Origin of the sequence: Chakrabartyella piscis (genome assembly GCA_030067835.1) — a bacterium.
In the GTDB taxonomy this organism is placed as follows: Bacteria; Bacillota; Clostridia; order Lachnospirales; family Anaerotignaceae; genus Chakrabartyella; species Chakrabartyella piscis.
This window is the reverse complement of record CP092441.1, coordinates 2,778,057-2,792,448: the sequence shown is the minus strand read 5'-3', so window position 1 is coordinate 2,792,448 and position 14,392 is coordinate 2,778,057. Positions and strand designations below refer to the sequence as shown.

Here is a 14,392-nt window from a genome sequence, read left to right as displayed (position 1 = left end):
AATGTTATCGGATCAAATCAAAAAAATTAGTTCGGAATTTTTGGAAGAAGCTAAAAGCTCTCCGAGACTTTTAACAGATATGGCAGCTATGGAAGGTTATCTTGCAGAAAGTTATGGAGAGAGAATTTTAATCGAATTATTGCAAAATGCAGATGATGCCCTTTCGAGAAAAGTGATAGTGAAAATGATTGGGGCAACTGTATTTGTTGCAAATGATGGTAGACCGTTTACTGAGGATGATTTGATTGCAATTTGTCGTTCGGGTGCGAGTAAAAAAGAACGTGGACAGCACATAGGCTATCGAGGTGTTGGATTTAAAAGCACGACCGCAATGACTAATAATATACTTATTTCATCAAATGGTTGCGTGTTTTCTTTTTCTAAATCGAGCTGTGCTGAAAAGCTAGGCTTGAGATTATCTGAAGTTCCTACAGTAAGAATCCCCTTTTTTATTAAAGATGTGGATATGCCATATAGAACTAAAAAAATTTTTACAGAGCTACATAATGCAGGGTATACAACTATATTTGCTTTTGAACAGGCAAAAAAATCCATAATGGAAGAAGAAATAAGAGAGTTTGATAGTAGTAGTCTATTATTTCTTAGAAATGTAGAAACTATCCAATTTCAAGATTATAAACCTACATTAATATCAGTTTCGAGAAAAAATGAAAGCAACGGTCTTAGTGTAAGTATTCATGAAAATGGCATTGAAGAAAATTGGGTGGTTTATAAAGGAAAGGGTAGTGGTAGTTTTGCTTTTAAGAGGTCTATAACAGGAGAAATTATTGAGGCAGATATAAAATTATCGGTATTCCACTGCTATTTGCCTACTCTTGAACAGTCGCCTTTTAAATTAAAAATAAATGCCGATTTTTCTACAGATCCATCAAGGAAACATTTGATGTTAGACTCAAATACAAAAGCAAAATTGCAAATGCTTACAGATGACTTAACATGCCTTGCTTTAAAAAGTTTAAAAGGCAACTATGATAGAAAAATTTTAGGTGCATTAATTAATCGATCAACATATGCTCCTATTGCAAATGATTTATATATTGCTTTTTCGGAGGCTATAAAAGAAAGAAATATCATTTTAAACGGAGGAACAGCTATCCCGCTGAAAAAATACTTAGTTATGGATGATTATTTCACGCTAAATGAAAAGGTATTTATTAGGTCAAACTCAAAAATTATTTCTGAAAAAACAGTGATTAATAACGATAGTTTTGTTGAGAGATTTATAGAAAAGTACTGTACAGAGAGCATGCCTTTAGATTTATATATTGCACTCTTATCTGAAAAAACCTTTATAAAAATGTGTCCAGATGATTTGGTGGCTAAATTATATGCATTTTCAATTAAAGCAGCTAAAAATGCTATTTATAATAGTGGTAAGCTAGATATAAATTTATTGATGATAAAGGATGCTAATGGACGGCTTATTGAACTGAAAAATTGTGTCAATAAAAATCTTTCTCCACAAATGATTGATAATTTAAAGTTATATTGTAGTTCTGAAGATTGGATATGGTTTGCTAATAAAGAAAAGCTTTTGCTAAATCCGTATGAAATAATGGATCATGGAAAAATTGAAAAAAAAATAAACCTTACTCCAAATGCAAAGGTTACAAGATGGCGTTCCGCAGAACAACAATGTGTAGATATTGAAACAGCAATGGGCAACAAAGCCATTTATGTCGGCAAGAAAAACTTGGGCTATGATGTTGAAAGTAAAATGCCCAATGGGAAAATGAGATATATAGAAGTTAAACTAATACCATCTGAAACATCGGAATTTACAATGACTAATAATGAATATACAGCAGCTCATCAATATGGGGAAGACTTTTATATGTGTATTGTAATTCAACGAAATGACGGTATAAAAGTCACATATGTTAAAGATCCGCTGAATAATATTCAGGTGGAAAAAAGAGTTAGACAGTGGGAGTGGGTATGTGATAGTTTCAGTGGTGAAGAGTATATTTTTAGATATGAAGACTGATGTGTGAATTCATAGAAATGTGGTTTGATAGGCTTGATTATCAAGAAAAAATTTGAGATATAAAGATATGAGCAAAGTAACGCTACTGAAATAGCCAATAAAAATTTCAGTAGCGTTAAATTTTTTACTTACAAAAATATAACGTTATGTATTAAATATTAGATGTATATTTAATATTCTATTAACAACAAGAGTTACGAGAAATTAAAAAGTTAGGTATAGAAAAATATAAAAATTTAATTGTGTGATATTTTTGGAACCTGCAAAAACAGTTCTGAGGAATATATAAACTAAGATTAGTAACCAACTGTAATTATAATTATAGTTCTAATGGTAGTAGAGTGTAGCTAATTCAATAATAGTAACAGCATATGGATTTGTTTTGTACTGGAGACTAACATTAGATAAGAGATGAAGCCCCACCGGTGTGGGAAGTAAAAGTTCGGCAGAGCACTCTGTAAGCATTGTATCGTGTATATTTTTATATTTAAGAATAGTTGTTTTGATCTCAATCTGAATTATATAACAGGGATTTTCTGGTTTGAACACGAGGTCAATATTTATTAATAGTTTTTAATTTCATTATAGCGGTAGCTGTTTATTGTAAAGTTTCTGTAAAACATATTAATGTTATTCGTTAATTTTCATGTCTATATCAAAGGATGGATGTAGCTCAGTTGTTTCCGAAACGAAGCCGCCTTGTTTGTAAAATTGCAATTCGATTTGTAGTTCTGTTGCTAATTGAAATCCAGAGACAAAACTATCTTTAGATTGAAGTAGTGTGATCAGCGTGAGTCTATCGATTATTTTGAGCACTTTTTTTCTGTCGGATTTTGATAGAGTTTGTATTAATTCATGATGTAAAGTTTTGACCTCGGTTTCCAATGAAGTCTGTGAGCCTGAATGATAAAACATGTGGTATAGTCTGTCTAATTTTTCTTGCATTTTTTCACCTCCCAAATACAAAAATGACTACATTTCAGACTCGAAGTCCAAAATATAGTCGCTGCAGTGTTTCATTTTTTTCGTTATTAAAGTTGTGTGCTTGATGATAAGAAGTTCTATTTCAGTACGCTCGTCATAGACGGGGGCACTATTTTGTAGAAAGTCTTTGGTTGCGTTGCCCATAATATTGTATTTGTCACCTAGGTGCAGTCTTTGTAATGTTAGCTTTGTCATATTGCCACCTCCTTTTCAAGTACAACAGTGTATCATAGAGGTTGGAGAATAGCTAGAAGAATCAGGAGTAAATTTGTTGCTAGAGTGATTATTCTTGCATCGTGCCATATACCTTCTTTGACCACCTTGCTGACCACCTAGAAAAGCCTTTAACTTCGGCATTCCTTTGCTTTACGACCACTTCTGTGGAATTGTTTTGGTTTTACGACCACCTTGATGGCTTTGGAAAACGTCGGCACTGCCGTCGATTGTGGCATGTGAGGAGGGATTCCGACCACCTCGCTTTATCCTGCAAGATTTAAATACCAGTCTCATTACGATAAAATGCTGAAAAAAGTTATGAATAGTGAGCATCGCATTATGTATGCGTGCGTTTTTGAAATAAATTGAATATTGATGTGTGAGGTGATATAGAGGGATTTGGCAGGTGTATAAATCAAGAAAGATGATAATACTTTTTGATTTATATTAGATTTTTCAATGAAAGTGGAGTATAATTACAATATAACATATCAATGAAAGAGGTGTGGATTGCAATGTTTAATAAATTTTCACAATGGATGGCAGAAAATACTACGTTATCTGATAGCTCGATTTATAAATATAAGCGTGCAGTTAACACCATATCTAACGATATGATGGAGCTCAAAGTAATATATAAAAGCCTATTTGATATGAATAAATTTGAGTTGGATATAGCTATAAATATGATTTTCCAAAACCCTCAATTTGTAGCTAAAAATGAAAAAGGAAAGAGAATGTATAGCAATTCTCTAAAACAATATCGATATTTTGTTGCAGATTTTGTAGAGGAAGTTGATGGAATGGATGAAAATTTGTTTACAGAAAAGATGTCTTTAACGAAACTTCGTATTGGCCAAAGTGCATATAGAAATGGACTTATGGAAAAATATAATGGTGAATGCGTTGTTTCTGGAATAAACCACTCAAAACTTCTTATTGCGAGTCATATCAAACCTTGGTCTGTATGTGAGAATAGTGAACGCATTGATATAGAAAATGGGTTATTACTCAGTGCTAACATGGACAAACTGTTTGACTGTGGATTGATTACATTTAAAAGTACAGGTCAACTTATTATCTCGTCTTTTGTTGGAATTGAAAATATTGATAGGCTACATATTTCTAATAATATATATGTTGATTTAAAATCTAGCAAACAACTTTTAAATTATTTAGAATATCATAGAGATGTTTTATTTATAACATAGCTAAAAGCTCAGCTCTTCAAATAGGGGTTGGGCTTTTTTATCGGAAAGATAATCTAACTATATAGTGAGATTTGTTGGAAATTAAGATATTTTGTGATATAATTATACAAACCGAAAATGTGTAATAGAAAAAGAAAGGTAAGATTACAATGCCCGTAAGTTATGATAGACTTTGGAAACAATTAATAGATAGAAAAATGAATAAAACAGAATTGAAGGAAGCTGCTGGAATTAGTTTCAATGTGCTTGCACGAATGGGAAAAGAGGAACCTGTTTCTATTGAGAGCTTGGAAAAAATTTGCTGTACCCTTTCTTGCGATATAGGAGATGTGGTAGAAATTATAGATGCAAAGAGTGTTAAGAAACAGTCAAATCTAAAAGTTATTGAACTGTTTGCGGGTGCAGGTGGCCTTGCTTTGGGTATTGAACAAGCAGGTTTTGATGCTATTGGACTTGTGGAATGGGATAAGAGCGCAGCTGAAACTTTAAAATGTAATCGTCCAAATTGGCGAGTAATTCATGGTGACGTAGAACAAATATCTCCACTTAATTTGGAAGAATATTTTGATATTAAAAAAGGTGAGCTGGATTTATTATCTGGCGGAGCGCCTTGTCAAGCATTTTCTTATGCAGGAAAACGACTTGGGCTTGAAGATGCTCGAGGAACACTTTTTTATCACTATGCTGTCTTTTTGGAAAAATTACAGCCTAAAATGTTCCTGTTTGAAAATGTTCGTGGTCTATTAACTCATGATGGTGGGAAAACAATAGAGACTATACTTGAAATTTTCAATCAAGAGGGTTATACAGTTCAAAAGAAAGTATTAAACGCTTGGGACTATGGTGTTCCACAAAAAAGAGAGCGACTTATTTTGGTTGGTGTTAGAAATGATTTGGTTGATAAAATTGACTTTGAATTCCCAGTACAACATAAATATAAACCTGTACTTCGTGACATTCTTCTTGATTGTCCTAAAAGTGTTGGTAGCTTATATTCACAAGCCAAAACAGAGATATTCAAACTTGTGCCAGCTGGTGGTTATTGGAAGGACATTCCAGAAGAGGTTGCAAAGCCATATATGAAATCGTGCTGGTATATGGAGGGCGGTAGAACAGGTATCTTAAGAAGAATGAGCCTTGATGAGCCGTCTTTGACAGTTCTTACGTCACCAAGTCAAAAGCAAACAGACCGTTGCCACCCACTGGAAGCAAGGCCATTTACTGTGAGAGAAAATGCAAGATGTCAAACTTTCCCTGATGACTGGGCATTTTGTGGTAGCGTAGGACAACAGTATAAACAGGTTGGAAATGCAGTTCCAGTGAATTTAGCATATGAAATTGGAAAGAAAATCAAAGAAAGTTTGGAGGGATTATAATATGTGGCCACTATCATTTATAACAGAAGAAGAGTTTTTAGAACACGTTCAGGCTACTATCGGTAAGTATGGCGAAAAATTAAATTCTTTTGACCTAAAGAGATTTAATAAAAATATTGTAGATCCAATTAAGTTGATTTTTGACAAAACAGTTTATCGTGCTTCTTGGGATGAAATTGTGAGCAATGAAATCTTTAGACAACGTGATAAATCAAATAACAATGACATTGGATATTTCCATCAAAGAATTTTTAAATATATTGATAAATGTCATGTTCCAGATAATGGTGACGAGGGTGGTTGGGATGTTATTTTTGAAGATAAGGATAATATCAAATTGCCTGATGGCAGTGTTGTGAGTAAAGTTTTTGTTGAAATGAAAAATAAGCATAACACAATGAATTCAGCTTCGGCAGGTAAAACATTTATCAAAATGCAAGCACAACTACTAGAAGACGATGATTGTGCCTGTTTCTTAGTAGAAGCGATTGCACAAAAATCTCAAAACATCAAATGGGAAACCACTGTTGATAAGAAAAAAGTTGGACATAAATTGATTCGTAGAGTGAGCTTGGATCAGTTCTACGCAATGGTGACAGGGCAAGAAGATGCGTTCTATCAAATGTGTATGGTATTGCCTGGTGTTATCCAGAAAGCTGTAGATAGCCTTGAAAATGTGGAAGTGCCAAATGATACTGTAATGGATGAACTTAAGAAAATTCCACTGGAACACGGAGCGAAAGATGATGACATGGCTATTGCCATGGCTGTGTATATGCTGGGATTTGGTGGGTATAAGGGATTTTAAACTAAGTTTATATTACAATGAGGAGGTAATATGAGTAGTTCAAATAATGAAAAATCATACTTTTTAAAAGACGAAGCCATTAAGACATTCGATGATTATAATGGTACCGTGATTTAAGACAATTTTCGAGACAATTCTTAATGAATTTGTTATACTAACAACATCAGAAAGAAGGTGCTCACACATGTCTCGAACAAGAAGAAGTTTCACCGCTCAATTCAAAGCCGATTTGGTGATTGAGTTGCTGAAAGGCGAAAAAGATTTAAACACATTGGCTACCGAAAATTGCATCCAGCCTAACCTGTTAAGAAATTGGAAAAAAGAATTTTTATCCAATGCATCTGCTGCATTTGATGATACTCGTATGGAAAAAACGAACGAAAAATTACAACAAGAGCGTAAGGAAAAAGAAGCATATGCCAAAAAAGTCGGTCAACTTACAATGCAAGTGGACTGGCTCAAAAAAAAATCTGAAGAAGTTCTTGGACCAGACTACGAAACGAAGTATTCTCCAAAACCTTTCGAAGACTAAGGATATACCTGTATCTACAGGTGCAAAGCTGTTATCGGTGAATCGTACCAGCATCTACTATGAAAAGCCAGCGATATCCGCTGAGGAATTGGAATGCAAACGAATCATTGATCAGCTACACACAGAACATCCCACTTGGGGTGCAAGGCAGATGTCAGCACAACTGAAACAACGCAACCATAACGTAGGTCGCAAGCGTGCTAGACGTTACATGAATGAAATGGCCATTGATCCGATTTATCCAAAGATGAACCTTTCCAAACGCATGCAGGAGGCAAAGATATGCCCCTATCTATTGCGTAATGCGGTTATCGAACGTCCCAATCAGGCGTGGTCAATCGACATCACCTATATTGGAACAAAACACGGATTTCTGTATCTAACAGCCATCATCGACTGGTATAGTCGTTGCATTGTTGGTTGGGAAGTGGATGATACATTAAGCACTCATATGGTTATGAATGCGGTCAAAAAGGCATTGAAAGTAGCAACACCTATCATATTGAATTCAGACCAGGGCTCTCAATTTACAAGCAATGAATACAGAGCCTTTTTGAAGGAACAAAAAATCAAACAAAGCATGGATGGCAAAGGGCGATGGGCTGATAACATCATGATTGAACGATGGTTTCGCAGCTTCAAATACGAAGAAGCATATTTGACAGAATATACATCCATTAAGCAGGCTCGAATAGAGATAGCAAAGTATATTCACACATATAACTTTGAACGTCTTCATTCGGCGCTGGACTACCAGACACCAGCATCCATGTATTATCCCATGCAACTGTTACCAATGGCAGCATAAGAGGAGGGGTTACTCTTTCCTTTATTAAATTGAGTTCATTAAAAAAGAATTGTTTTTTTGTCTTGACAACTGAGCCATTATAGATAAACTATATTAATAGTTCTAGAAATAAGATTTACCAACAAAATAAGAGATTTCAATGAGTGATGGAGTCATCGGTTACCAAACAAATAGGTATATATATGGAAGAAGCAAATAGAAAAATTCTGTGAATTTAGTCAGTGAGCGAGAAAAGATAAATGGAATTAATAGTGTGAAAAAATTTAAAAAATAATTTGACAGCATATCATAGAATCGTTATAATTGATACATCTCAAAAAAAGAGAAAATACAACAAAATACAACAAAATACAACTCTGTATGGAGAATGGAATGCAGGTATAATTGACGGCAATAATGTCGTTGATTGTATCTGCATTTTTTATACATGAGTTGGAATGATTATATCACGATGGGGGAGTGAAATTATGGAAATGGGACTGGTCGGCAAAAATGTGTTAATTACAGGGAGTACCAAGGGGATTGGAAAAGCATCAGCAGAAATTTTTGCAGAAGAAGGAGCAAATGTGATTATTTCTGGACGAAACGAACAAGAAGCTGATAAAGTTGCAAGCTCAATTATGAAAGAATATGGAGTAAATGCAGTGGGCATAGCGAGTGACCTTTCGGTAATTGGTGCTGCTGAAGAATTATTTGCAAAAAGCATAGAAGTTATGGGAACAGTTGATATATTAGTAAACAATGCTGGGATATGGCCGACTGCATATGTGGCGGACATGGAAAAAGAGGAGTTCGAAAAAACGGTATACTTTAATTTGGAAGTTCCGTATATTTTGAGTAGGTTATGTGTAAATCATTTTTTAGAACAAAAGAATAAGGGTAAAATTGTAAATGTGGTTTCACAAGCAGCATTTCATGGTTCCACAACAGGTCATGCACACTATGCTGCAGCAAAAGCGGGTTTGGTTACATTTATGATTTCACAAGCAAGAGAAGTTGCAAAATATGGGATCAATATTAATGGGGTTGCACCAGGAATTGTGCGCACACCTATGACGGAAAAGCTGTTGAAAATAAATGCACAATATTATCAAGAGCGAATTCCAATTGGAAGGGTTGCTGAAGCAGAAGATGTGGCTAACGTGATTGTATTTTTGGCTTCAAAGTCAGCAGAATATTTGACGGGAATCACTGTGGACGCAACTGGTGGAATGTTGATGCGATAAAATGATATGAAATGAAATTTGGTTGTTATAGCTGTTGAAAGGGGATGAATAGGCAAATTAAAAGATAAATGTTGTGAAAAAAGCATAAAAAATATTGAAATATACAAATTGCATTGACAAATAATTCCAAGATGCTATAATGAATACATGGGCAGGACAAATGTCCGTTACAACAAAATGGAAAATTGTATGGTGAATTGAATGCAATTATATCTCGTGGTACGAATAAAGTGCCGAGGGTTATAGTTGCATTTTTTTATTTTTCCAAAACGGCCGTTGGGAAAAGATATATTCTATTTTGACTGCAGTTAGGGTTGGCAAGTTTGTGAGTATTTGACACGTTGTTGAAGTGGACTTATGAAAAAGGAGAGAGACGCATGGCTGTATTTAATACGATTATTTCTATGGGCGCAACAGTAATGATGCCTATTATTTTCTTCCTAGTTGGGCTGGTATTTAAGGTTGGTCCAGCAAAATCATTCAAAGCTGGGATGACAGTAGGTATTGGTTTTACAGGTATTAATTTAGTGGTTGGGTTGTTGATTCAAAGCCTTGGACCAGCAGCACAAGATATGGTAACAAGATTTGGTCTTGAACTCAATGTTGTTGATGTTGGTTGGGCAACCAGTGCGGCAATGGGATGGTCATCACCATTGATTCCGTTTATCGTAGCAGGTGCAATTCTATTGAACGTTGTATTATTGGTAATCAATAAAACAAAAATTATTAATATCGATATTTTCAACTATTGGTTGATTTCTTTGGTAGGTGCTTTTGTATATGCAAATACAGATAGTATGGTTCTTGGTGTTGTAGCAGCACTTTTGAGCTACTTGATTGCTTTCATCATCGGGGATTTGACAGCAAAACCAATCCAAGAAATGTACAACATCAAAGGGGTTGCATTTGTTCACGTAACGTGTGGTGCATTTGTTCCTATTGGTATTGCGGTTAACTGGATTATTGAACGTATTCCTGGTTTGAATAAAATTGATTTGAATCCAGAAAAAATCACAAAAACACTGGGCGTAATTGGAGAACCTCTTACTTTGGCAACAATACTTGGCGGTGGCCTTGGTATTTTGGCAGGTTGGTCTATTGAACAAATTTTGCCTTTGGCAGTTAATGTGGCGGCAGTTATGTTGATTTTGCCCAAAATGGTAGAACTTACAGTTGATGGCGTTATGATCATTCGTGATGCGGCAGAACAATATATGCAAAAAATGTTCCCAGGTAGAGAATTTTATTTCGGTATGGATACTGCTCTTTTGATTGGAGAACCTTGTATCATTGCAACTTCCTTGCTTTTGATTCCATCGGCTATTATCCTTGCTATGATTCTTCCTGGAAATAAAATGTTGCCATTTGCCGATTTGTCAGCAGTGGTATTCTTGATTTCCATGGTTGCTCCATTCTGTAAGAGAAATATGTTTAGAATTTATATTACAGGTCTTGTTATTTTGTCTTTGTGCTTGTATGGAAGTACAGACCAAAGCAAAACATATACAGATATTGCTGTAGGTTCACATATTGTGGAACAAGTAGAAGGTCAAGAATATGGAAACATCTCTGCTACATACAATTCGCCAATTGGTTGGAGTATCATCAAAATATCTGAGTTGATTGGAGATTAAGCTGACAGCAGAATAATAGAAAGAAAGGGTGTTTGAAATGAAAATTGTAGGGATTGGAGATCCTTTTATACCAGAAAGATATATCAAAGAAGGGTTTTGTGAATTTGAAAAATTGGGACATGAAGTATCTACAATACAATGGGCAGTACCTAGCCATGAAGAATTGCAAAGAATTAATTTGTTGGTGGAAGTGAATGGCTGCGAGGCTTATGAACCACCACAAGAAGTTATAGATGCAATTTGTGATGCAGATATGGTAATCACACAATTTTGTCCTATGACAAAAGCGGTAATTGATGCTTGCAAAAATTTGAAAATTATTGGGGTGTTGCGTGGTGGATATGAAAATATCAACGTAGATTATGCAACAGAAAAAGGAATTTTGATTTACAATACACCGGGTAGAAATTCAAATGCAGTTGCAGATTTCGCAGTGGGAATGGTACTTTCTGAAAGCAGAAATATAGCAAAAAGTCATAGAAACTTAAAAGAAGGCAGCTGGATTCGTGATTATGCAAATGCAGCAACAGTTCCTGATATGCCATATAAAACAGTTGGGATCGTTGGTTTTGGTGAAATTGGTCGTAAGGTGGCACAAAGACTTCGTGGTTTTGAAATGAACATTTTGATTTATGATCCATATGTGACTTCTGTGCCTAATTATGTGACACAAGTTTCTATGGAAGAATTGTTCAAACAATCTCATTTTATTACATTACATATGCGTTTGAGCAAAGAAACAGAACATATGATCAATAAAGAAACTCTTGCATTGATGAGAGAGGATGCTTATTTGATCAATACAGCTAGATCGGGTCTTGTGGATGAAGTTGCTTTACATGAGGCACTGGCAAATAAAAAAATCATTGGTGCAGCACTAGATGTATTTGACGTAGAACCACCGGCAAAAGACTATCCATTGGTGGCTTTGGATAATGTAACCATTACACCACATTTGGCAGGTGGAACAATAGATGCGTTCACCAATTCACCTAGATTGATTGCAGCGGAGATGATTAAAATTTTGAATCAAGAAACTTCTAGATATGTAGTAAACAAAGAATTGTTTGCATTTGTTGCAGCAAAACTATAATATTGCCGAGGTTTATAAAGAGAAGGAGAGAATGTTATGTCATTGGTAACCATTGCAGATATGTTAAATAAAGCAAGAAAAGAAAAATATTGTGTTGGAGCATTTGATGCAAGCACATTGGAAATGGCAACAACAATCATTGAAGCAGCAGAAGAAGTGAATGCACCTGTAATTATTATGGGCTTGTTGTGGGATATGGAAGGCGATATGGCAGAATATTGGGTCCATTGTGTGTGTAAAATGGCTGAACGTGCAACGGTTCCAGTGTGTGTACATTTGGATCATGCAACAGATATGGAAAGACTCAAACTTTGTGTGGATTTGGGGATGACTTCTGTTATGTATGATGGTTCTATCTTACCATTGGAAGAAAATATTGCGTTGACAAAAGAAGCTGCAGATTATGCACATGCACGTGGGGTGACTGTGGAAGCAGAATTGGGACATGTTGGAAATGGGTTGGTGTCTGGTGAAGCGAAATCAGAAGAGGAATTTGAAAATCCAGATGATACTTTGACAAAAGCAGAAGAATTGAAATATTTCGTAGAACAAACAAATGTAGATTGTTTAGCGGTTGCAGTTGGAACGACTCATGGGGTATATACAAGTACACCTAAATTGCACTTTGATCTCATTGAAGAATTGAATGCAATTTCCCCTGTACCTTTGGTGCTTCATGGTGGTTCTGGTACGCCTGATGACCAAATCAAATTGGCAATCGAAAAAGGCGTTTGCAAAATCAATATTCATTCTGATTTGATGAATGTTTATTTTAGGGAAATTGAAAAGAAAATTCAATCTTCCGCAACATATGCACTTTGGATTAAAAATGCAAACGAAAAACCCCTTGCGGCAGTGAAAGAAATTGTGAAAGAAAAAATTGAGTTATTGGGTTCTGTGAATAAAGCATAAGAGATAGAATTTTGTTGACTTGAGTAGGATAACAAGGAGGGAAAAATATGAAAGAATATTTAGTAGCGATTGATGCTGGCAATACTTCTTGTAAGGTGGTTATTTTTGATACAGCGGGTAATGTAGTGGCAACGGCAGTAAGTCCTGTTACAAGAGTGAAAAAACGTGGCATTGGATTTGAAGAATTTGATATTGCAGATGTGTGGAATTTTGTAAGCAAAGCAATTTTGGAAGCCATTGAAAGTGCAGACATTGATGCAAGTGGAATCAAAGGTATTGGTGTAACTTCTTTTGGAAACGGCTGTGTCATTTTGGGTGAAAATGGAAAAATTATTGCACCTGGTTGTCTTTCACAAGATTATAGAGCAACGGGTGTTGTGGAAGCATTTGAAGCAAGTGGTGCCATGAAAGAGATTGTCAAATTGACCAAAGCTGAACCATTTGCAGGATCTCCAATTCCTATTTTGAGATGGTATAAAGACAATGAAAAAGATGTTTATGATCAAATTGCTTGTGTTTTGACATTCAAAGATTATATTATGTATCAATTTACAGGTGTGTTTGCGACAGATTTGAATTGTATTGGTGGTTCTGTTTTGTTGGATATGGATACAATGGATTACTCTCAAGAATTGCTGGATATTTGTGGTATTCCTGAATTGTATGATGCAATGCCTAAATTGGCAGCAGAGGCAACAGAAGTTGTTGGTGTTGTAACAGAAGAAGCATCTAAAATGACAGGTATTCCAGTAGGAACACCTGTAGTTGCAGGCGTGATGGATGTTTTGGCAGGGTTGGTTGCGGCTGGAGCAACAGAAGAAGGTGCATATACATTGATTACAGGTAGTTGGTGTATCAACCAAACACATTCCGAAGAAGCTGTAGAAGGAATCTTCCTCAATATGCCTTATTTGAAACGTGGTAGATATTTGAATTGTTCCAATACAGGAGCATCGGGTTCTAACTATGAATGGTTTACACAAGTGCTTGGAGATTATCCAAAAATTGAAGCGGAAAAACGTGGTATTACCATGTATCAAGTTTTGAATGAATTGATTGCAAGTGTAAATCCAGCAGATGCAAAAGTTTTGTTCTGCCCATATGTAGCACAACCAGGTATTGTGCCGGGTGCACAGGCAGCATTTGTTGATATCAATCAAGATACCAGTTATGCGGAACTTGCTTATGCAGTGGCAGAAGGTGTTGGTTTCATCCATAGACATCATGTTGAAATTTTGAAAGCAAAAGGACTTCCATTGAATGAAATCAGATTGATTGGTGGAACTGCAAAAAGTACTGTATGGAATCAAATTTTTGCAAACATTTTGCAAGTACCCATTATCCGAGTAGATTGTGACGAAGCTTGTGCTTTGGGAAGTGCAATTGTAGCAGGTATTGGAGTGGGTGTTTATGACAGCTATGAAGATGCATTTGCAAAAGCTGTGAAAATCAAAGAGCCAATGGTTTCCAATCCAGAAATGGTTGAAATTTATAACCAAAGATATGAACTTTGGTGTGATTTGAATAAAGCGATGGAACAGTTCTGGAGCAAACGAAAATAAAGAATAATCCATTTTAGAAAGA

13 protein-coding genes are annotated in these 14,392 nt (G+C 35.4%); 11 read left to right on the top strand and 2 right to left on the bottom strand.

Annotated features, from left to right (window positions below):
* The first annotated feature begins 1 nt into the window (after position 1).
* Complete coding sequence (locus tag MJY40_RS12645; protein WP_317854565.1) at positions 2–2,008, top strand: protein NO VEIN domain-containing protein; 2,007 nt, start codon at positions 2–4, stop codon at positions 2,006–2,008.
* Between the two features lie 630 nt (positions 2,009–2,638).
* On the opposite strand, the gene MJY40_RS12640 is transcribed toward MJY40_RS12645, so the two are convergent.
* Both MJY40_RS12640 and MJY40_RS12635 read right to left on the bottom strand, forming a co-directional pair.
* Positions 2,639–2,953 (bottom strand): hypothetical protein, encoded by a 315-nt coding sequence (locus MJY40_RS12640; RefSeq protein ID WP_317854564.1) that lies wholly within the window; start codon positions 2,951–2,953, stop codon positions 2,639–2,641.
* A gap of 27 nt (positions 2,954–2,980) precedes the next feature.
* Positions 2,981–3,187, bottom strand: a complete 207-nt coding sequence (locus tag MJY40_RS12635) for a hypothetical protein (protein ID WP_317854563.1) — start codon at positions 3,185–3,187, stop codon at positions 2,981–2,983.
* Between the two features lie 536 nt (positions 3,188–3,723).
* On the opposite strand from MJY40_RS12635, the gene MJY40_RS12630 reads away from it, so the two are divergent.
* From MJY40_RS12630 to MJY40_RS12585, 10 genes are all read left to right on the top strand, one after another.
* Complete coding sequence (locus tag MJY40_RS12630) at positions 3,724–4,419, top strand: HNH endonuclease (protein WP_317854562.1); 696 nt, start codon at positions 3,724–3,726, stop codon at positions 4,417–4,419.
* Between the two features lie 149 nt (positions 4,420–4,568).
* Entirely contained in the window at positions 4,569–5,795 is a 1,227-nt protein-coding gene (dcm, locus tag MJY40_RS12625; RefSeq protein ID WP_317854561.1) for a DNA (cytosine-5-)-methyltransferase, read from the top strand.
* A gap of 1 nt (position 5,796) precedes the next feature.
* A complete protein-coding gene (locus MJY40_RS12620) occupies positions 5,797–6,603 on the top strand; it encodes an Eco47II family restriction endonuclease (protein ID WP_317854560.1) in 807 nt (268 codons plus the stop codon).
* Positions 6,604–6,787: 184 nt separating this feature from the next.
* Entirely contained in the window at positions 6,788–7,135 is a 348-nt protein-coding gene (locus MJY40_RS12615) for a transposase (RefSeq protein WP_317854372.1), read from the top strand.
* Positions 7,020–7,943 carry an IS3 family transposase gene (locus tag MJY40_RS12610; protein ID WP_317854373.1) on the top strand — a complete coding sequence of 308 codons (924 nt, stop codon included), beginning with the start codon at positions 7,020–7,022 and terminating at the stop codon, positions 7,941–7,943. The genes MJY40_RS12615 and MJY40_RS12610 overlap by 116 nt, the downstream gene beginning before the upstream one ends.
* Positions 7,944–8,410: 467 nt before the next feature.
* A complete protein-coding gene (locus tag MJY40_RS12605; protein WP_317854559.1) occupies positions 8,411–9,169 on the top strand; it encodes an SDR family NAD(P)-dependent oxidoreductase in 759 nt (252 codons plus the stop codon).
* 377 nt (positions 9,170–9,546) lie between these two features.
* Positions 9,547–10,803 carry a PTS galactitol transporter subunit IIC gene (locus MJY40_RS12600; protein WP_317854558.1) on the top strand — a complete coding sequence of 419 codons (1,257 nt, stop codon included), beginning with the start codon at positions 9,547–9,549 and terminating at the stop codon, positions 10,801–10,803.
* A 37-nt stretch (positions 10,804–10,840) separates the two neighbouring features.
* Positions 10,841–11,896, top strand: coding sequence for a 2-hydroxyacid dehydrogenase (locus MJY40_RS12595; protein WP_317854557.1), 1,056 nt, complete (start codon positions 10,841–10,843; stop codon positions 11,894–11,896).
* 36 nt (positions 11,897–11,932) lie between these two features.
* Entirely contained in the window at positions 11,933–12,808 is an 876-nt protein-coding gene (locus MJY40_RS12590; RefSeq protein WP_317854556.1) for a class II fructose-bisphosphate aldolase, read from the top strand.
* A gap of 47 nt (positions 12,809–12,855) precedes the next feature.
* Positions 12,856–14,370: an FGGY-family carbohydrate kinase gene (locus MJY40_RS12585; RefSeq protein ID WP_317854555.1), complete on the top strand. Its 1,515-nt coding sequence runs from the start codon at positions 12,856–12,858 to the stop codon at positions 14,368–14,370.
* Positions 14,371–14,392 lie beyond the last annotated feature (22 nt).

Coding starts and splice junctions, on each gene's coding strand:
- MJY40_RS12645 (WP_317854565.1), top strand. CDS start 2: ATGTTATCGGATCAAATCAAAAAAATTAGTTCGGAATTTTTGGAAGAA.
- MJY40_RS12640 (WP_317854564.1), bottom strand. CDS start 2,953: ATGCAAGAAAAATTAGACAGACTATACCACATGTTTTATCATTCAGGC.
- MJY40_RS12635 (WP_317854563.1), bottom strand. CDS start 3,187: ATGACAAAGCTAACATTACAAAGACTGCACCTAGGTGACAAATACAAT.
- MJY40_RS12630 (WP_317854562.1), top strand. CDS start 3,724: ATGTTTAATAAATTTTCACAATGGATGGCAGAAAATACTACGTTATCT.
- dcm (WP_317854561.1), top strand. CDS start 4,569: ATGCCCGTAAGTTATGATAGACTTTGGAAACAATTAATAGATAGAAAA.
- MJY40_RS12620 (WP_317854560.1), top strand. CDS start 5,797: ATGTGGCCACTATCATTTATAACAGAAGAAGAGTTTTTAGAACACGTT.
- MJY40_RS12615 (WP_317854372.1), top strand. CDS start 6,788: ATGTCTCGAACAAGAAGAAGTTTCACCGCTCAATTCAAAGCCGATTTG.
- MJY40_RS12610 (WP_317854373.1), top strand. CDS start 7,020: ATGCCAAAAAAGTCGGTCAACTTACAATGCAAGTGGACTGGCTCAAAA.
- MJY40_RS12605 (WP_317854559.1), top strand. CDS start 8,411: ATGGAAATGGGACTGGTCGGCAAAAATGTGTTAATTACAGGGAGTACC.
- MJY40_RS12600 (WP_317854558.1), top strand. CDS start 9,547: ATGGCTGTATTTAATACGATTATTTCTATGGGCGCAACAGTAATGATG.
- MJY40_RS12595 (WP_317854557.1), top strand. CDS start 10,841: ATGAAAATTGTAGGGATTGGAGATCCTTTTATACCAGAAAGATATATC.
- MJY40_RS12590 (WP_317854556.1), top strand. CDS start 11,933: ATGTCATTGGTAACCATTGCAGATATGTTAAATAAAGCAAGAAAAGAA.
- MJY40_RS12585 (WP_317854555.1), top strand. CDS start 12,856: ATGAAAGAATATTTAGTAGCGATTGATGCTGGCAATACTTCTTGTAAG.